This is a genomic window from Enemella evansiae (assembly GCF_004362375.1).
In the GTDB taxonomy this organism is placed as follows: domain Bacteria; phylum Actinomycetota; class Actinomycetes; order Propionibacteriales; family Propionibacteriaceae; genus Enemella; species Enemella evansiae.
This window is the reverse complement of the sequence record NZ_SNXA01000001.1, coordinates 47,161-64,762: the sequence shown is the minus strand read 5'-3', so window position 1 is coordinate 64,762 and position 17,602 is coordinate 47,161. Positions and strand designations below refer to the sequence as shown.

Annotated in this window: 14 protein-coding genes; 8 read left to right on the top strand and 6 right to left on the bottom strand. The window is 70.0% G+C overall.

The features are described from left to right. The first annotated feature begins 462 nt into the window (after nucleotides 1–462). Nucleotides 463–1,566: a peptidoglycan-binding protein gene (locus C8D81_RS00295; RefSeq protein ID WP_094431168.1), complete on the top strand. Its 1,104-nt coding sequence runs from the start codon at nucleotides 463–465 to the stop codon at nucleotides 1,564–1,566. Between the two features lie 75 nt (nucleotides 1,567–1,641). Here the strand turns inward: C8D81_RS00295 and C8D81_RS00290 are convergent, their stop codons facing one another. Beyond that, complete coding sequence (locus C8D81_RS00290) at nucleotides 1,642–2,403, bottom strand: decaprenylphospho-beta-D-erythro-pentofuranosid-2-ulose 2-reductase (protein WP_094431170.1); 762 nt, start codon at nucleotides 2,401–2,403, stop codon at nucleotides 1,642–1,644. A gap of 19 nt (nucleotides 2,404–2,422) precedes the next feature. After that, on the bottom strand, nucleotides 2,423–3,838 hold the full coding sequence (locus C8D81_RS00285) for an FAD-binding oxidoreductase (RefSeq protein WP_094431172.1): 1,416 nt from the start codon (nucleotides 3,836–3,838) through the stop codon (nucleotides 2,423–2,425). Between the two features lie 101 nt (nucleotides 3,839–3,939). Between C8D81_RS00285 and C8D81_RS00280 the strand changes: the two genes are divergently transcribed. Next, a complete protein-coding gene (locus tag C8D81_RS00280; protein WP_133625339.1) occupies nucleotides 3,940–5,133 on the top strand; it encodes an MGH1-like glycoside hydrolase domain-containing protein in 1,194 nt (397 codons plus the stop codon). A 4-nt stretch (nucleotides 5,134–5,137) separates the two neighbouring features. Here the strand turns inward: C8D81_RS00280 and C8D81_RS00275 are convergent, their stop codons facing one another. The 3 genes from C8D81_RS00275 to acs all read right to left on the bottom strand — a co-directional run bounded on the left by C8D81_RS00275 (nucleotide 5,138) and on the right by acs (nucleotide 9,090). Continuing rightward, a complete protein-coding gene (locus C8D81_RS00275; protein WP_094356284.1) occupies nucleotides 5,138–5,647 on the bottom strand; it encodes a phage holin family protein in 510 nt (169 codons plus the stop codon). A 21-nt stretch (nucleotides 5,648–5,668) separates the two neighbouring features. Beyond that, on the bottom strand, nucleotides 5,669–6,931 hold the full coding sequence (nhaA, locus tag C8D81_RS00270; RefSeq protein WP_094399502.1) for a Na+/H+ antiporter NhaA: 1,263 nt from the start codon (nucleotides 6,929–6,931) through the stop codon (nucleotides 5,669–5,671). Nucleotides 6,932–7,131: 200 nt separating this feature from the next. Continuing rightward, nucleotides 7,132–9,090, bottom strand: coding sequence for an acetate--CoA ligase (gene acs / locus C8D81_RS00265; RefSeq protein WP_094356282.1), 1,959 nt, complete (start codon nucleotides 9,088–9,090; stop codon nucleotides 7,132–7,134). A gap of 57 nt (nucleotides 9,091–9,147) precedes the next feature. Between acs and C8D81_RS00260 the strand changes: the two genes are divergently transcribed. From C8D81_RS00260 to C8D81_RS00250, 3 genes are read left to right on the top strand one after another with little or no spacing between them, the layout of a single operon-like run. Continuing rightward, the gene (locus C8D81_RS00260) at nucleotides 9,148–10,470 is read left to right on the top strand and encodes an SWIM zinc finger family protein (RefSeq protein WP_094431174.1); all 1,323 of its coding nucleotides are present in this window, start codon (nucleotides 9,148–9,150) and stop codon (nucleotides 10,468–10,470) included. Continuing rightward, the gene (locus tag C8D81_RS20780; RefSeq protein WP_094431176.1) at nucleotides 10,467–11,918 is read left to right on the top strand and encodes a DUF5691 domain-containing protein; all 1,452 of its coding nucleotides are present in this window, start codon (nucleotides 10,467–10,469) and stop codon (nucleotides 11,916–11,918) included. The genes C8D81_RS00260 and C8D81_RS20780 overlap by 4 nt, the downstream gene beginning before the upstream one ends. Nucleotides 11,919–11,928: 10 nt before the next feature. Continuing rightward, nucleotides 11,929–13,041, top strand: a complete 1,113-nt coding sequence (locus tag C8D81_RS00250) for an ATP-binding protein (protein WP_094431178.1) — start codon at nucleotides 11,929–11,931, stop codon at nucleotides 13,039–13,041. Nucleotides 13,042–13,236: 195 nt separating this feature from the next. On the opposite strand, the gene C8D81_RS00245 is transcribed toward C8D81_RS00250, so the two are convergent. Next, on the bottom strand, nucleotides 13,237–13,659 hold the full coding sequence (locus tag C8D81_RS00245; protein WP_133625338.1) for a MarR family winged helix-turn-helix transcriptional regulator: 423 nt from the start codon (nucleotides 13,657–13,659) through the stop codon (nucleotides 13,237–13,239). Between the two features lie 83 nt (nucleotides 13,660–13,742). Between C8D81_RS00245 and C8D81_RS00240 the strand changes: the two genes are divergently transcribed. The 3 genes from C8D81_RS00240 to C8D81_RS00230 are packed head-to-tail and all read left to right on the top strand — an operon-like array spanning nucleotide 13,743 to nucleotide 17,600. Beyond that, the gene (locus C8D81_RS00240; RefSeq protein WP_094404820.1) at nucleotides 13,743–14,129 is read left to right on the top strand and encodes a hypothetical protein; all 387 of its coding nucleotides are present in this window, start codon (nucleotides 13,743–13,745) and stop codon (nucleotides 14,127–14,129) included. A gap of 23 nt (nucleotides 14,130–14,152) precedes the next feature. Next, on the top strand, nucleotides 14,153–16,417 hold the full coding sequence (locus C8D81_RS00235) for a DUF5682 family protein (RefSeq protein WP_094426089.1): 2,265 nt from the start codon (nucleotides 14,153–14,155) through the stop codon (nucleotides 16,415–16,417). After that, nucleotides 16,410–17,600: a VWA domain-containing protein gene (locus tag C8D81_RS00230; RefSeq protein WP_094404822.1), complete on the top strand. Its 1,191-nt coding sequence runs from the start codon at nucleotides 16,410–16,412 to the stop codon at nucleotides 17,598–17,600. The genes C8D81_RS00235 and C8D81_RS00230 overlap by 8 nt, the downstream gene beginning before the upstream one ends. Nucleotides 17,601–17,602 lie beyond the last annotated feature (2 nt).

The following is a 17,602-nucleotide window of genomic DNA, read 5'->3' as shown; positions in this document are numbered from 1 at the left end:
AACCATCCGATGCCTCAAACGCCACCTCGCCCGCACCATCTACCGAAACCTCAAAACCGACCTCATGACCACTTGACGATCTATAGGACCGTCGCCCGCCATTGCTCCGCAGGCTCCGCATGGCGGGCTACTCGATGAGCGTTGCGGACGCACCCTGCCGATGGCGGGCTGCTCGATGAGCGTCGGGAGGCGAGCGTCCAGCGGCGCGTCCCCGTGATGCAGGCCCATCAAGGAGAAATCTCGCGTCTACTACGCCACCGGGCACCGACCCACCGCGGGATTTCGACGACTGGGCCGAAGAGCGGGGTCATGGCGCGCCGCGCGCGAGCCGACATAAAGACGCCCGGAAGTATCCGGCGGAACCATCCACCCCCACGACTCTGGTCGCTCGCACCCGGCTGTCCCTAACGTCCCCGGTGTACATCCCGGCAAGGGGCTCCCCCCAGAGAGCGAGACCAGAAAATGTTCGAGGGCAAGAAGAAGATCGTCGCCGCCACGATCGCGGTGCTCGCCACCGTCGGTGTCGCGGCCCCGGTCGGCATCTCCGCGGCGTACGCCGCCAGCGCACCTGTGCTCAAGGAAGGCACCCGTTCCAACCGCGTCAGCGGCCTGCAGTATCTGCTGCGCGCCAATGGCTTCAACATCGAGATCGACGGCAGCTTCGGTCCGGCCACCAAGAGCGCGGTGAAGGGCTTCCAGGCCCGCAACGGCCTGGTGCAGGACGGGATCGTCGGCCCCAAGACGCTGGCGAAGCTGAGCGTCGTGACCCGCTACGGCACCGAGGGCAACCGGGTCCGCGCGGTGCAGACCCTGCTGCGCAACTCCGGCCAGTCGGTCAGCGTGGACGGCTCCTTCGGTCCGCGGACCCTCGGTGCGGTCAAGGCGTTCCAGAAGTCGAAGGGACTGGCGCAGGACGGGGTCGTCGGACCGCAGACCTGGGGTGCCCTGTTCGGTGCCACCAAGGATTCCACCCCAACCCCGCCGCCGGTCGATCCGGGGCCGCCGAAGGCCGGTGACATCACCCGGGGTGACCTGGAGAAGATGTTCCCGGGCCGGGTCGCCGACACCAGCCGGGTGGAGCAGGGGCTGCCGTATCTGAACGCCGAGATGCGCAAGCGCGGCATCGCCAGCACTCCGCAGCGTAAGGCGGCCTTCCTGGCCACGCTGGCACACGAGTCCACCTTCGACTACGCGATCGGCGAACGCGGTTACGACCCGTTGCGATACCGGGGTCGTGGCTACATCCAGATCACGGGTCCGTACAACTACGAGGCGGCCGGTAAGGGCATCGGGGTCGATCTGATGGGCGACAATCAGGTGCGCGCTTCTCAGTTGCCCTACTCGCCACAGATCGCCGGCTGGTACTGGACGCAGGCTCGGCCGAACAGCAATGCCGCGGCCGACCAGTTCAACATGGGCCTGATCAGCAAGTACGTCGGTTACGACAACACCAGCACCGCTCGGGCGCGGGCCGAGGATGGGGAGCGCTGCGAAAGCTTCAAGCGCGCCTACAAATACATTGCCGGCAGGGATGCCCCCGCATCCACCAAGTGCAACCGTCCCTGAGTCGCGCCGCTCCAACGTGAAGGGCCCGTACGCCGAGGCGTACGGGCCCTTTCGCTGTCCGGATGGGGATCGAGCTCAGATCGGCAGCTTCTTGAAGATCGGCCGTGGGATGTGCTGCAGCACCAGCATCACCAGCGCGAAGGCCGGCGGCGCCCAGACGATCAGCTTCTTCTTGTCCACGCCCTTCACCGCGAGCTTGCCGACCTCTTCCTTGTCGACGGTCAGCGGTGCGTCGTCGAGGTGTGCCGACATCCGGGTGCGGACCTGACCGGGCCGGATCACCAGCACCCGCGGCCCGTATTCCTCGAGCGCCTCACCCAGGTTGGTGTAGAAGGCATCCAGGCCGAGCTTGTTGGAGCCGTAGACGAAGTTCGTCCGGCGGACCCGCATCGCCCCCGCGGAGCTCATCGCGATGATCTGGCCGTAACCCTGGTCCTTCATCTTTTGCCCGAGCAGTACGCCGACCGAGACCGCCGCGGTGTAGTTCAGATTGCAGGCGAGCACCGCCAGCTTCTGGTTCTGCCACTGCTCCTCGTTGTCACCGAGCATCCCGAAGGCGACGACCGCGATGTCCACGTCACCACCGGCCCAGGCGGCGTCGATGCTCGCGGGATGGGAGTCGAAGTCGACCGCGTCGAAGTCCAGCCAGTCCACCTCGGTGGCCCCGGCCGCCCGCAGCTGGTCCAGCGCGGTGTCGCGGCGCGGGTCGTCGGCGAGGCCGGCCAGCACGACCTTCGCCGGTTGCCGGGCCAGGAACTCCGACACAATGGTCAATCCGATCTCGGAGCTGCCACCGAGCAGCAGGATCTTCTGCGGGTTTCCAACGGCATCGATCACTGGGATTCCTTTCGTGTGGTCACAGGAGTTCGAGGCGGCGGGCCATGTCGGAGGCGAAGACACCGGTCGGGTCGACCCGGCGGCGGACCGCGATCCACTCGTCCAGCCGCGGGTACATCCTGCGGAAGTCGGCGGCGGTGACCCGGGAGTCCTTGGCGGTGTAGACCCGCCCGCCGAACTGCAGGATCTGCTTGTCCAGTTCGGAAAGGAACTCGTGCAGGCCCGGGCGGATCGGGAAGTCGACGGCGAAGTTCCAGCCCGCCATCGGGAAGGACAGCGGCGCCCGGTTGCCCTCGCCGAACAGCTTGAAGACGTTGACGAACGAGTAGTGACCCGAACCCTGGACGGTGTGGATCAGCTTCTTGAAGCCCTCCATCGCATCCATCGGCACCAGCGACTGGTACTGCAGGAATCCGTTCGAACCGTAACCCCGGTTCCACTCCCCGAACATGTCCAGCGGGTGATAGAACTGCGTCAGGTTCACCACCTTGTTCTGATACGGCTTCGCCTTGGCGTACCAGACATCGGAGGCGAGGGTGAAGGTGAACTTGTTGGCCAGCCCGTTGGGGAAGGCGTCGGGCAGGTCGAAGAATTTCGGCGCATCGAAGGCCAGCGGCGCCGGGCGCAGCTTCTTCGGCAGCTCGTCGAGCAGCGCGTGCCGGCCGCGGGAGATCTCGGCGCGACCGAGCCGCGGCGGCGGGTTCACCGCATCGAACCAGGCGGAGGAATACTCGTACTGCTCCTCGGTGCCGTCGGTGTGCGCCGCGATCGTCTCGTCGAGAGTCTCGGTGACCCGGCAGTCGGCGAGGAAATATGCCGTCTCCACCTTCCGCAGCTGCAGCTTGGCGCGCAGGATGATCCCGGTCAGGCCGACACCGGCGACGGTGGCCCAGAACAGCTCACCCTCGGGGTCGTCGGGGGAGCCGTCCGGGCGCAGGGTGAGCACCCGGCCGTCGGCGACCAGCAGCTGCATCTCCAGCACGGTGTCGCCGAAGGATCCCGTGGTGTGGTGGGATTTGCCGTGGATGTCGTTGGCGATCGCCCCACCGATGGTGACCTGTCGCGTACCGGGCAACACGATCACCCAGAGCCCGAACGGCAGCGCCGCCCGCATCAGCTGATCCAGGTCCACACCACCGTCGACATCGGCGATGCCGGTATCGGCGTCGATCGAGTGGATCTGGTTCAGTGCGGTCATGTCGACCACCAGGCCGCCGCCGTTCTGCGCCGGGTCGCCGTAGGAGCGACCGAGCCCACGCGCGATCACGCCTCGGTGCAGGTGCCGCGGCTTGCTGTCGTTGTCCTCGGCGACCTGGCTGACCGCCCGGGCGATCAGTTCGACATCCGGGGTGGACAGCACCTGCGCGGTGGTGGGTGCGGTACGCCCCCAGCCGGTGAGCTTGCGGGCCTCGGTGGGCAGAATCTCGTTCGACATCACCCCCGAGGCTACCGCCTCGGCGCCGTGGCCGCGGCATCTGTGGCGGCCATCGCACCAGCTCCCGGACCAACCGCGGAGATATCGATAACATCCCAGCCATGGACAACGAGGTCACCGACGAAGAGGTCACCGACGACGAGGCCGCGCTCCGGGAACGGGCACTGACGGTGCTGGCGGACAACTGGGTCGCCGACTCCGGCTGGACCGTGCCCAATCCGGACAGTTATCCCCATCTGTGGCTCTGGGACTCCGCCTTCCACGCGATCGCCCGCGCGCGGTTCGGCGATCCGGATGCGGTGCCGGAGGTCACCGCCCTGCTGGGCGGGCAGCTGGCCGAAGGGATGGTGCCGCACATGCGCTACGGGCCGGCCGGCCCCGACACCTTCCTCGGCCCACTACCGGATCGCTCATCGCTGACCCAGCCACCATTCTTCTCTCACGCGCTGGCCGAACTCCAGCGCGCCGGGATCGAGACACCGGTCGCACTCGCTGAGCGCGCGGTGCGGCACTTCGACTGGCTCTGGCGACACCGGCTGGTGACCGACCTCGGCCTGCTGGCGATCGTGCATCCCTGGGAGGCCGGCAACGACCACTCACCCCGCTTCGACGGCTGGGGTGCACCGGGGCGCACACCGGCCGACTACGACCAGCGCGTCCGCTCGCAGTGGAACAAGGAGTTGATGGCCTCGGTGCGGTTCGCCGCCGACGGTGCCGCGGTGGACAACGACCGCTTCCGCTGCGCACCGGCCGGGTTCAACGCCTACGTGGCGTTCAATCTGCGCGAACTGGGGCAGCTGCTGGGTCGGGCCGACCTGACCGAGCGGGCCGATCGGCTCGCGGCCGCCATCGACGACCGGCTCTGGCAGGACGGTCAGTGGGTCGATCTGCCGCTGACCGGTGGCACCCGGGCCAGCGCCGCGATCCGGATCAGCGATGGCCTGATGCCAGCACTGGTCACCGCCGACCGGGACCGTGCCGAGCGGGCGCTCGCGGCGCTCGGTGATCCCCAGCTGTTCGGTGGGACGGCGTACGGACCGACCAACGTCGCCCGCAACGATCCGGCGTACGACCCGACCGCCTACTGGCGCGGTGCCGCCTGGCCCAACCTGAACTATCTGTTCTGGCTGGCCGCCCGCCGCTGGGGGCGTACCGACCTGGCTGCGGAACTGGCCCGCAGCACGCGTGCCGGCGCGGTGGCCAGCGCCTGGTCGGAATACTGGAATCCCGAGACCGGGCAGGGATACGGCGCCTCGCCGCAGTCCTGGACGGCGCTGGCCGCGCTGCTCGGCTGAGGGCCTAGCGCAGGTCGTCGACGCGGTCCGGGTTGCGGAAGGTCTTGCGCTCCAGCTCGGCGGTCTTGGCGTCGGCGTTGCCGCGGGCGATCGCACCCTTGACGGCCTGGATCGAGGTCTCGGCCTGGGCGATGGTCCGCTCCGGTCCCTTCACCTTGCTGAACTGACCCTTGCCGATCAGCGCCAGGATGCCCGCGATCAGGAAGATCAGCACGGCCATGATCACGAAACCGAGTGCCACCCAACCGGTCGGGGCGCCGAACAGCTTGCCGATCCCCAGCGCACCGGCCAGGAAGAGCAGTGAGACCCCGTTCATCGCGAAGTAGCCCGCCCCGCCGAACAGGCCCGCGCCGACACCGGCATGTTTCGCGGACGGAACCAGCTCGGCCTTGGCGAGGTCGATCTCGCTCTTGACCAGCGCCTTGACATCCTCGCTGATCAGCTTGGTCAGGTCGCCGACGCTGCGGCCGGCGTCCGGCTGGTCGACGTTCTGCACATTCTGTGGGTACGCCATGGCAGGAGACTAGCAGCGGGGTCAGGCGTTCTCCGCGTCAGCCATCCGTTGCCGGGTACGCCGCCGCAGACCGACCGTCGCGACGAGGGCCGCGATCAGCGAGGCGATCAGGATCGCTGCCTTCGACTCCTCGATCAACAATTCGTTGCGGGTGAAGGCCAACTCGGAGACGAACAGCGCCACGGTGAAGCCGACACCGGCCAGCATGCTGACCGAGAACACCTCCGACCAGCGCAGATCCGGGGCCAGATTCGCCTTGGTGAAACGGGCGGTGAGATATGCCCCGGCGAACACGCCGATCGGCTTGCCGAGCACCAGACCGAGCACGATGCCGAGCCCGACCGGGGTGGTGAACACATCGCGGATCGCGGTCGCATTGACCGCCACACCCGCGGCCATCAGCGCGAAGATCGGCACGATGACACCCGCCGAGATGGGGTGCCAGGTGTGCTGCCAACGGTCCACCGGGTCCTTCGGGTCGTTGGCATCGGAGCGGGTCAGCAGGCCGAACAGCACACCGGCGATGGTGGCGTGCACACCGGAGGAGTACATGCACCACCAGCCGAGGATGAACAGCGGGATGTAGATCCAACCGTTGTCGACGCGCTTGCGCTGCAGGAACCACCACAGCGCCGCGCAGGCCAGGGCACCGGCCAGCCAGGCCAGCTTCAGTCCCGAGGTGAAGACGACCGCGATCACGATGATCGCACCCAGGTCGTCGACGATCGCCAGGGTCAGCAGGAAGGCACGCAGGCTGGTCGGCAGCTTGGAGCCGACCGCGGCCAGGATGGCCAGTGCGAAGGCGATATCGGTGGCCATCGGAATGGCCCAGCCACCCAGGTTGCCCTGGTCGCTGGACAGGTTGACGATGATGTAGATCGAGGCCGGCACCACCATGCCCGCGATCGCGGCCACCACCGGCAGCAGCGCCTCGGAGGGTTTGGCCAGCGAACCGCTGGTGAACTCCCGCTTCAGCTCCAGCCCGGCGACGAAGAAGAAGACGGTGAGCAGCCCGTCGGAGGCCCAGTGCTGCAGGCTCATCGGGCCCACATAGGTGCCGCGGACAGCGCTGTAGCTGTCGCTGCCGAAGTTGGCCCACAGCAGGGCGGCGACGGTGGCGGCCAGCATCAGCGCACCACCGACGGTCTCGTTGCGCAGCAGTTCCGGCAGCACCCGGGTGTCGTCGGGGCCGAGCCGGCCGAACAGCAGCACCTTCCGGCCGCCGTTGCTGCCTCCGGTGTCGGAGTCGTTGGTCTCCGAGGGGTCGGACTGGGCACTGCTCATCTGGGTCTCCATCATGGACGGGGATGTTCTGGGTACGCACGCTTCACGCCGACCAGACTTCCCGGCACACCGCGGGGCAGTCTACCGGTCGCCCACCGGGGCGTACCAGCCGATCACTGGCTGGGAAACGGACGGACGCCCCGGATTCCCATTCGAGAAAAGGAATCCGAGGCGCCCGATTTTCTACGCCGCGGCGTACCTCACTTCTTGCCGAGGTCGGCCTGGATGGTGTTCATCACCTCCGAGTCGGTGAGGGTGGTGACATCACCCACCTCGCGGCCCTCGGCGATGTCGCGGAGCAGCCGGCGCATGATCTTGCCCGAACGGGTCTTCGGCAGCTCGTCGACGATCAGGATCTGCTTCGGCTTGGCGATCGGGCCGATGTCGTTGCCGACATGGGTGCGCAGCTCCTGCACCACCGCGTCCCGGTCGTTCTCGGCATCGGCAGCGGCGTCGGAGCGCAGGATCACGAACGCGACCACGGCCTGGCCGGTGGTCTCGTCGGTGGCGCCCACCACCGCGGCCTCGGCGACCTTCGGGTTGCCGACCAGCGAGGACTCGATCTCGGCGGTCGACATCCGGTGCCCGGACACGTTCATCACGTCGTCGACGCGGCCGAGCAGCCACAGATCACCGTCGGCGTCCTTCTTCGCCCCGTCACCGGCGAAGTAGATGCCCTCGAAACGGGACCAGTAGGTGTCGATGTAGCGCTGGTCGTCACCCCACAGGGTGCGCAGCATCGCCGGCCAGGGGCGGGTGACCACCAGCAGGCCCGACTCGTCGTTGCCGAGCGGCTTGCCCTCGTCGTCGACGACATCGACCATCACCCCCGGGACCGGGGTCATCGCCGCGCCGGGCTTGCCGTCGGCGACCCCGGGCATCGGTGCGATCATGTGCATCCCGGTCTCGGTCTGCCACCAGGTGTCGGCCACCGGGCAGTTGTCGTGGCCGATGTTCTCCCGGTACCAGTTGTAGGCCTCGGGGTTGATCGGCTCACCGACCGAACCGAGCACCCGCAGGCTGGACAGGTCGTATTCGGCCGGGATGTCGGCACCCCACTTCATGAAGGTGCGGATCGCGGTCGGCGCGGTGTAGAGGATCGACACCTTGTACTTGTCGATGATCTCCCAGAACCGGCCCTTGTGCGGGGTGTCCGGAGTGCCCTCGTAGATGACGCTGGTGGTGCCGTTGGCGAGCGGGCCGTAGACCAGATAGGAGTGTCCGGTCACCCAGCCGATGTCGGCGGCGCACCAGTAGACATCGGTCTCCGGCTTCAGGTCGAAGGTGCCCCAGTGGGTGTAGGAGGTGCCGACCAGGTAACCGCCGGTGGTGTGCAGGATGCCCTTCGGCTTCCCGGTCGAACCGGAGGTGTACATGATGTAGAGCGGGTGCTCGGCCGGGAACTGCTCGGCCTCGTGCTCGGGGGAGGCGTTGCCGACCACGTCGTGCCACCAGACGTCCCGGCCCTCGGTCATCTCGGTGTCCTGACCGGTACGCCGGACCACGACGACGCTGCGCACGTCGGGGGTCTTCTCCAGCGCCTTGTCGACCGCCGGCTTGAGCGCCGACGGGGCACCGCGGCGGTAACCACCGTCGGCGGTGATCACCACCTCGACGCCACAGTCCAGGATCCGGGTGGACAGCGCATCGGCGGAGAAACCGCCGAAGACCACCGTGTGCGGAGCGCCCAGTCGGGCGCAGGCCAGCATCGCGACGATCGCCTCGGGGATCATCGGCATGTAGATGGCCACCCGGTCCCCGGCCTTGACGCCGAGTTCGGTGAGGGCGTTCGCGGCCCGGCTCACCTCGTCCTTCAGCTCGGCATAGGTGATGGTCCGCTCGTGTCCCTCGGGTTCACCCTCCCAGTAGAAGGCGACCCGGTCACCGTTGCCGGCATCCACGTGCCGGTCCACGCAGTTCACCGCGGCATTCAGGGTGCCGTCGGCGTACCACTTGGCGAACGGCGGGTTGGACCAGTCGAGGGTCTCGGTGGGCTCGGTGCCCCAGTCGAGTCGTTTGGCCTGCTCGGCCCAGAACGCGTCCGGATCCGCCCAGGACTTCTCCAGCGTCTCCTGGGTGATGTTCGCGTTCGCGGCCAGCTCGGCCGGCGGCGGATAGCTGCGGTCGTGGTGCTCGGTCTCGGGCGCGTCGTTGCTCACCTGAACTCCTAGTAGCCGGGATCACACTGTTCTCCGCCGAAGCCTACTCTTGGCCATATGGCGCAGCGCTGGACGGTCGATCGGGTGGTCGCTGCGGCCCCCGATTCGGCCGCCGAGGTCGCCGGTCGCAAGCTCGCGAACCCCGGTCCGTGGCAGCACGTCGGCAGTCAGGGCGCGGTGCTGTGGGGTGAGTGCCGCGGGTCGGCGCGGACGCCGTACCGGGTCGTGGTGGACACCGAGGGGCCCCGGTATCGCTGCAGTTGCCCGTCGCGCAAGTTCCCCTGCAAGCACGCGTTGGGGTTGCTGTTCCTGTGGGCGGAGGAGCGGTTGCCCGACGACGACGAGGGCGCCCCGCAGGCGTACGCCGCCGACTTCATGGCCGGCGGCCGGGCAGCGGCCGAGCCGGTCGAGAAGGATCCGCAGGAGGTACGCCGGGCCGCGGCCGAGCGGGCCGCCGCCCGCGACGATCGGGTGGCCGCCGGCCTGCTGGAGCTGCAGCAGTGGCTGGCCGATCAGGTGCGGGGCGGACTGGCCCGGCTGGTCGGTCGACCGCAGGAGTTCGAGCTGCTGGCCGCCCGGATGGTCGATGCCCAGGCGCCCGGGGTGGCGCGCTGGATCCGTTCCCTGGCGTACATTCCGGCCAGCGGGGGTGACTGGCCGGAGCGGTTGCTGCGGGAGTTCGGGCTGCTCTGGTTGCTCGCCGAGGCGATGCGGAACCGGGAACGCCTGGACCCGGCCGAGTTGACGATGCTGCGTGGTCATCTCGGCTATCCGGTGGCCTCGGCGGAGGTGCTGGCGGGGACCCCGGTGCGCGATGCCTGGGTGGTCTTCGGGCTGCACGACACCGATGACGACGAACGGGTGCAGACCCGCCGGGTCTGGCTGGTCGGGCAGCGCACCGGCCGATTCGCGCTGGTGCTGTTCTTCTCGGTCAACGGTGCGCCCTATGAGATGTCGATCGCTCCCGGGATGCTGCTGGAGGCCGACCTGCACTTCCACGACACCGCGCTGCCGCTGCGGGCCCAGATCGGGCAACGCCACGGCAACCCCGAACCGAGGGTGGCCGGCTGGCCGCTGCACGCGCCCGGGATCGCCGGCCTGCGCGAGGGGTACGCCGCAGCGCTCGCCATCGACCCCTGGTTGCGACTCTGGCCGACCGCCGTCCGGGGCCGGCTGGGGCGTACCGGTGAGGACTTCGTGCTGGTCGACGAGGACGGCGCAGCGATCCGGGTCACCGGCCCGGAATCGCTGCTGTGGAAGGCATTGCTGGTGACCGCCGGGCAGCCGGCCGACTGGCTGGGGGAATGGGACGGTGCGGGGTTCAATCCGCTGTCGGTGCTGGACGAGCGGGTCACCGGTGGGACGGTGGTGGTGCTGTGAACGAGCTCAGCGGACTGGTTGCGGCCGCGGTCGTCGGGACCGGCCGGCGCACGGTCGACTGGAGTCGGGTGCCGGCGGCGTTGCGGGGTACGCCGGCCGCGGCGGAGGATGCGGTCGGTGCCGAGGAGGCCGCGGTGCTGGCGACCGCCGGCCGGGTGGCGGTCGCCGGGCGCGCCACCGGTGGACTGGTCGGCGCCGCGGAGTTGCCGCCGGGGGCGGCGCCGGAGACCCGTTCCGCACCCGGCGGACAGTTCCTGCGGCTGTTCGCCGAGGCGGTCGGATCGCGGCGCCTCGAGCTGGTCACCGACGGGCTGCGGATGCTCGCCGACAATGGCCGCCGGCTGCCGATCGGTTCGGTGGTGCCGGTGCTGGAGCTGGCCACCGGGCGGCGGGAGCTGCGGCCGCTGGTGGTACCGGTGCTCGGCGAGCGCGGTGCCTGGCTGGCGCGGCAGAACCCCGCCTGGCGCTTCGACGAACTGCTCCTGCCCGCGGTCGACGACGACCGGCCGTGGACCGAGGGCGGCACGGCCGAGCGGGTCGCCTGGCTCGCCGCCGTACGGGCCGCCGACCCGGATCGGTCCCGGGAACTGCTCGCCGCCGCGCTGCCGCACGAACCGGCCGAGGTCCGGTTGCGGCTGCTCGAGACCCTCGGCGAGGGGCTGGGCCCCGCCGACGAACCCCTGCTGGAGCAGGCATTGGACGACCGCGGCCGGTCGGTCCGCGAACTCGCTCAACGGTTGCTGCCCCGGCTGTCCGGCTCGGCGTACCTGGCCCGGATGCGGGAGCGGGTCCGGCACCGGGTCCGCCGCGGCCGGCCCGGCGGCTGGCGGATCGACCTGGCCGAGCTGACCGCCGCCGACGAACGCGATGGGCTGATCGCGGTGAAGGGGGAACGGCCGCCGGGGGAGCGGGCGATGGCCACCTTGGTCGGTGCGATCCCGATTGCCGACTGGCCCGAGCTGGTCGGCCGGTCGGCGATCGAGCTGGTCGGCGCCGAGGTCACCGGCGGCCCCGGATTCGATTCCGGGCTGGCGATCGCGGCGCTGCGGGAACGAGATCCGGAGCTGGCGCTGGAACTGCTCGGTGAGCAGGACATGCTGGACGAGGACCTGTTCGAGCTCACCGAGGTCGAGGCCGGTGACCGGTTGTTGGATCGCCGGATCGGCCGGGACGAGCCGAAGCAGTGGCTGGCCGCGCTCGGGGTACGGCACTGGTCGCCACGGCTCACCGATCTGGTGCTCCGCTGGCTGGAGTCACCGCAGGCCGGTGGCGGGCGGCCCGGGGTGCTCGCGCTGTGCGGTTCGCATGGCAGCCTGCAGCACCGCGTGGACGCGGCCGGTCGATTGCGGCGGATGGCGCGCGGATTTCCCGGCCCACAACAGAATCAGGCGTTCAACGCGGCGATGAACCTGGAGCTCCGCCGGGGGCTCGCCGAGGCACTGACATGATGGAGACACGATGAGCGAAACCGTTGACCAGGTGCAGTTCGAGGGCGTGGGCGAGCTGCTGCGCCCGCACGCCGAACAGCAGTACGCCGAGGAGCTGGCCCGGTTGGCCGAGCTCGACGACCGGCCCCGCCCGGCCAGCTGGAAGCTCTCGCCGTGGGCGGTGGTGACCTATCTGATGGGTGGTGAACTGGCCGGCGGGAGCGTACTCACCCCGAAATATGTGGGCAGTCGCCGGTTGATGGAGATCGCCGTCGCCACCCTCGCCACCGACCGGGCGCTGCTGCTGCTCGGCGTACCCGGCACCGCGAAGTCCTGGGTCTCGGAGCACCTGGCCGCCGCGATCTCGGGGGATTCGACGCTGCTGGTGCAGGGCACCGCCGGTACCGCGGAGGAAGCGGTCCGCTACGGCTGGAACTATGCCCGGCTGCTGGCCGAGGGCCCGAGCCGGGCCGCGATGGTGCCCTCCCCGGTGATGAATGCGATGCGCACCGGGGCGATCGCGCGGATCGAGGAGCTGACCCGGATCCCCTCCGATGTGCAGGACGGGCTGATCACGATCCTGTCGGAGAAGACGCTGCCGGTGCCCGAGCTCGGCGATCAGGTGCAGGCGGTGCACGGGTTCAACGTGATCGCCACCGCCAACGACCGGGACCGCGGGGTGAACGATCTGTCCTCGGCGCTGCGCCGGCGGTTCAACACCGTCGTGCTGCCGCTGCCGGCCTCGGCGGAGGAGGAGGTCTCGATCGTCACCCGCCGGGTCGCCGAACTGGGCCGTTCGCTGGAGCTGCCGCCCATCGACGACGCCGCCACCGAGATCCGCCGGGTGGTGACGATCTTCCGCGAGCTGCGCGGCGGTCTCACCGATGACGGCAAGACCTCGCTCAAGGTGCCCACCGGCACGCTCTCCACCGCCGAGGCCATCTCGGTGGTCACCAACGGGCTCGCGCTGGCCGCGCACTTCGGCGACGGGGTGCTGCGCGCCGGCGACGTCGCCTCCGGCATCGTCGGCTCGGTCGTCAAGGACCCGGTCGCGGATTCCGTTGCCTGGCAGGAATACCTGGAAACCGTGGTACGCCGCCGCGAGGGCTGGAAGGACTTCTACCGCGCCTGCCGCGAGGGCTGACTCCGTTCATCGAGTAGTCGGCCATGCGCAGCGAAGCGGAGCAATGGCCGACGTGTCGATATGAACCGCTTCACCCCTTCCGGTACACCGAGACGTGCTTGCGGCTCGCTGCGGTGGGTCGGCTGCCACCCAGTTTCCGCGATCCATCGAATCCTGGGTGCATCCCGCGAGCCCTGGAGGGCAAGGGATATGCACTCAGGATTCGATGGATCGCGTGAGGCGGGTAAGGAGCTGGCGCAGCCGCCGGGCGTCAGCGGCCGAGAGTTCGGCGGCGAGCAGCTCGTCCTCGGCGGCGCGGATGCGGCGCTTCGCGGTGGCGTACGCCTGCTCGCCGGCCCCGGTGAGCCGGACCGTGCGCTGCCGCTGATCGGCGGACCGCTCCCGGCTCACCAGCCCACGGGACTCCAGCTCGTCGAGATGCTTGCCCAGCCGGGTGGGGTCGCGCCGGGTCCGCCGGGACAGCTCCACCTGGGAGAGCGCCTCCGTGGCGGCCAGCTCGGTCGCGATCGTGTACTCCCACATGGACAACCCGGCCGCGGCCAGGATCGGTTCCTCCATCGCGATCAGCCGGGGGAAGAGCGCGGCCAGCAGGGCGCCGAGATCGGGATCGTCAGGCATCGACAGCACCCTCCAATTGCTCTACCGTGGTAGATGACTCATCTACTGCGGTAGATGATCTGCGATCCGGGAAGGACGAACCCATGGACCTGTCGCCCCTCGAATCGGCCAGCGCCGAGCTGGCCGCGTACCTCTCCGAGGTCACCCACGGAGACCTCGGCACCGCGGTCGGCCGGGACGGTGGATCGATCGCCGACCTGCTCGTGCGCATCATCGAACGAAACCTCCACGTCACTGCGTCCCTGGCGGGGACGGTTGACCCCGCACCGGTGGACCGGGCCACCCTGCTCGCCCCGGCCGACACCTGGGGCACAGGATACGAACTCGCCTACCGCCGGGCCGCCGCCGACGCGCAGGCGGCCCTCACCGCGGCGCCCGCGGATGCCCGGGCCGAGGAGGCCTACGCCGCCCTGCTGAGGGCCACCGAAGCCGAGACCGGACGGCTCCGCGCCACCCTCGAGCTCGGCTGACCGCCGCCACCTACGATGGGCTCATGACGGCCGAGACCAGCGACCCCCGGGTCCGCGTGCTCGGCATCCGGCACCACGGCCCCGGCTCGGCGCGCGCGGTGGTCCGGGCCCTTGACGAACTCCGGCCCGAGGTGGTGCTGATCGAGGGCCCGCCCGAGGCCGACGCGCTCGTCGAACTGGCCGCCGACCCGGAGCTGCAGCCCCCGGTGGCACTGATGGCCTACGCCACCGACGATCCCGGCCGCTCCGCGTTCTGGCCGCTGGCGGTCTTCTCCCCCGAATGGCAGGCGATGCGCTGGGCGGTGGAGCACGGCGTGCCGGTGCGCTTCGCCGACCTGCCCGCCGCGACCGTGCTCGCGCTGCGGGACGAGCCCGACCCCGAACCGGCCGACGACCAGAATCCCTTGACCGACGAGGAATCCGGGCCCCAGCAGTGGGTCCGTGACGACCCGATCGCGGTGCTCGCCCGGACCGCCGGCTACGACGACCCGGAGCGTTGGTGGGACGACGTGATGGAGCTGCGCTCCGGCGGCGACCCGTTCGAGGCGATCACCGAGGCGATGGCCGAGCTGCGCACCGACGACTCCCGCCGCCGCAGTGCCGCCGACGAGCGCGAGGAACAGCGCCGGGAGGCCTACATGCGCAAGGTGCTCCGCGCCGAACTCAAGGCCGGGCGGGAGCGGATCGCGGTGGTCTGCGGTGCCTGGCACGCGCCCGCACTGACCGGGAAGCTGCCCCCGGCCGCCGCCGACAACAAGGTGCTCCGCGGCCTGCCGAAACGCAGGGTCACCCTCACCTGGGTGCCGTGGACCCATTCCCGCCTGGGCTTCGCGTCCGGTTACGGTGCCGGCGTCGAGTCACCCGGCTGGTACCAGCACCTGTTCACCGCCGAGAACGATGTGGTCACTCGCTGGCTGACCCAGGTCGCCCAGGTGCTCCGCGCGCACGACCTGCCCGTCTCCTCGGCGCACGTCATCGAGGCGGTACGCCTGGCGGAAACCCTTGCGGTGCTGAGGAATCGGCCGCTGGCCGGACTGGCCGAGGTGCAGGATGCCACCTTGTCGGTGCTCTGCGACGGCAACCGACTGGCCCAGGACCTGGTCACCCGGCGCGCGGTGATCGGTGAGCGGCTCGGTACGGTGCCGGAGTCCGCACCCGGCGTACCGCTCGATGCCGACCTGCGCCGTACCGCCCGCTCCCTGCGGCTCAAACTCGCCGCCGAGGAACGCGAACTGACCCTCGACCTGCGCAAGGACAACGACCGCGCCCGCTCGCAGCTGCTGCACCGGTTGCTGATCCTCGGCATCGACTGGGGTGAGCGGATCGAGGTGGGCAGCACCGGAACCTTCAAGGAGGGCTGGCTGATCTGCTGGCGGCCCGAGCTGTCGGTTCGCATCGTCGAGGCCTCGGTGTGGGGCACCACCGTCGAGACCGCCGCAACCGCCGAACTGCTGTCGAAGACCGACACCCTGGCCCAGGTCACCCAGAGCCTGGAACTCGCTCTGCAGGCCGACCTCACCGACGCGCTCACCCCGCTGGTGCGGATCCTCGACGAGCGCGCCGCCGCGGACACCGATGTGGACCATCTGCTGGAGGCCCTGCCCGCCCTGGCCCGCGCGCAGCGCTACGGCGATGTCCGCGGCACCGACACCGGGGCACTGACCGCGGTCGCCGAAGCGCTGCTGCTGCGCGTCTGTGCCGGTCTCGGACCGGTCGCCGGCGGCCTCGGCGAGGAGGCGGCCCGCGAACTCAGCCAGCGCATCGAGGCCGTGCACCAGGTGCTCACCCTGCTGCCCGACGGCCCCGGCCACCAGGTGTGGACCGAGACCCTGCACACGCTGGTGCACCGCGGCGACGTGCACGGGCTGCTGGCCGGCCGACTGGTCCGCCTGCTCACCGACGCCGGCGAACTGGACGCCGAGGAGTCCGCCGGGGCCCTCTCCCGCGCGCTCTCCCGGGCCGTCCCACCGGCCGAGAAGGCCCTGTGGGTGGAGGGATTCCTGGCCGGCGGTGCGGTGCTGCTGATCCATGACCGGTGGCTGCTGCAGCTGCTGGACCGCTGGGTCGCCGACCTGACCGAGGACGAGTTCACCGACGTGCTGCCGCTGCTGCGGCGTACCTTCGGCGACTTCGCCCCGGCGGAACGACGCAACATCGCCAACCGGGCCGCGGAACTGGAACGCGACGATGCGATGACCGACCCCGGCGGACCGGACACCGCAGAACTCACCCTGGCGCTGCCGGCGCTGGCCCGACTCGATCGACTCACCGGGGTGCACGGTGGCTGAACCACAGACCGGTGAACGCTCCCGGCGCTGGCGACTGCTGCTCGGTGCCGACGGGGACGACGAGCAGGGCACCGGGCTCAGCGGTGCCGACCGTGCCCTGGACCGAGCCCTGGGCGCCCTCTACGACCGCACCGAGGCGGGTGACGGCGCCACGAAACGCAGTGGCGGCCTGGGTTCCTCGGCACCGCGGATCAGCAAGTGGCTGGGTGAGATCCGCGACCTGTTCCCGAACACGGTCGTGCAGGTGCTGCAGCGCGATGCGATGGAACGCCTCGACCTGGCGACACTGCTCCGCGATCCCGAACTGATCGAGTCGATCGAACCGGACATCCACCTGGCGAGCACCCTCGCCCAACTCGGTTCGGTCCTCCCCGAACAGGCGCGCGCCGCCGCCCGCCGGGTGGTGCAGCGGGTCGTCGACGACCTGCAGCGGCGGCTCGCCGAACCCACCCGGGCGGCCACCCTCGGCGCGCTGAACCGGGCCAGCCGCACCCACCGGCCACGACCCGGTGACATCGACTGGAACCGCACCATCGCAGCGAATCTGAAGCACTACCTGCCCGAACACCGCACCGTCGTGCCGCACCGCCTGATCGGCCACGGTCGGCGCAGCGTCGGCATCCAGCGGGAGGTGGTGATCGCGCTGGACCAGTCCGGGTCGATGGCCGAATCGGTCATCTATGCCTCGGTGTTCGCCGCCGTGCTCGCCGGACTGAACACCGTGCACACCTCGCTGGTCGCCTTCGACACCTCGGTCGCCGACCTGACCGACCGGCTGGCCGACCCGGTCGAGGTGATCTTCGGCGCCCAGCTCGGCGGCGGCACCGACATCAACCAGGCCATCGCCTACTGCGCCGAGCTGATCGACCGGCCCGCCGACACCGTGCTGGTGCTGATCTCGGACCTCTTCGAGGGCGGCGACGAGACCGACCTGGTACGCCGGTTGCGGGCCCTGCGGGAGTCGGGGGTGACGGTGGTCTGCCTGCTCGCACTGGACGACTCCGGCGCCCCCGCCTACGACCGGGAACTCGCCGGAATCCTCGCCCAACTGGACATCCCGGCGTTCGCCTGCACCCCGGATGCATTCCCCGAGCTGATGCAGCACGCCATCGCCGGTGACGACCTGAGCAGCTGGGTGAGCGGCTACCAGGCCCGCCGGGCCCAGGGCCCGGCCCAGCGGTAGGG

What these genes read in the sequence shown, in the direction of transcription:
- C8D81_RS00280 (WP_133625339.1), top strand. Translation starts at nt 3,940, where the DNA reads ATGGACAACGAGGTCACCGACGAAGAGGTCACCGACGACGAGGCCGCG.
- C8D81_RS00235 (WP_094426089.1), top strand. Translation starts at nt 14,153, where the DNA reads ATGACGGCCGAGACCAGCGACCCCCGGGTCCGCGTGCTCGGCATCCGG.
- C8D81_RS00285 (WP_094431172.1), bottom strand. Translation starts at nt 3,838, where the DNA reads ATGTCGAACGAGATTCTGCCCACCGAGGCCCGCAAGCTCACCGGCTGG.
- nhaA (WP_094399502.1), bottom strand. Translation starts at nt 6,931, where the DNA reads ATGAGCAGTGCCCAGTCCGACCCCTCGGAGACCAACGACTCCGACACC.
- C8D81_RS00260 (WP_094431174.1), top strand. Translation starts at nt 9,148, where the DNA reads ATGGCGCAGCGCTGGACGGTCGATCGGGTGGTCGCTGCGGCCCCCGAT.
- C8D81_RS00250 (WP_094431178.1), top strand. Translation starts at nt 11,929, where the DNA reads ATGAGCGAAACCGTTGACCAGGTGCAGTTCGAGGGCGTGGGCGAGCTG.
- C8D81_RS00295 (WP_094431168.1), top strand. Translation starts at nt 463, where the DNA reads ATGTTCGAGGGCAAGAAGAAGATCGTCGCCGCCACGATCGCGGTGCTC.
- C8D81_RS00275 (WP_094356284.1), bottom strand. Translation starts at nt 5,647, where the DNA reads ATGGCGTACCCACAGAATGTGCAGAACGTCGACCAGCCGGACGCCGGC.
- C8D81_RS00245 (WP_133625338.1), bottom strand. Translation starts at nt 13,659, where the DNA reads ATGCCTGACGATCCCGATCTCGGCGCCCTGCTGGCCGCGCTCTTCCCC.
- C8D81_RS00240 (WP_094404820.1), top strand. Translation starts at nt 13,743, where the DNA reads ATGGACCTGTCGCCCCTCGAATCGGCCAGCGCCGAGCTGGCCGCGTAC.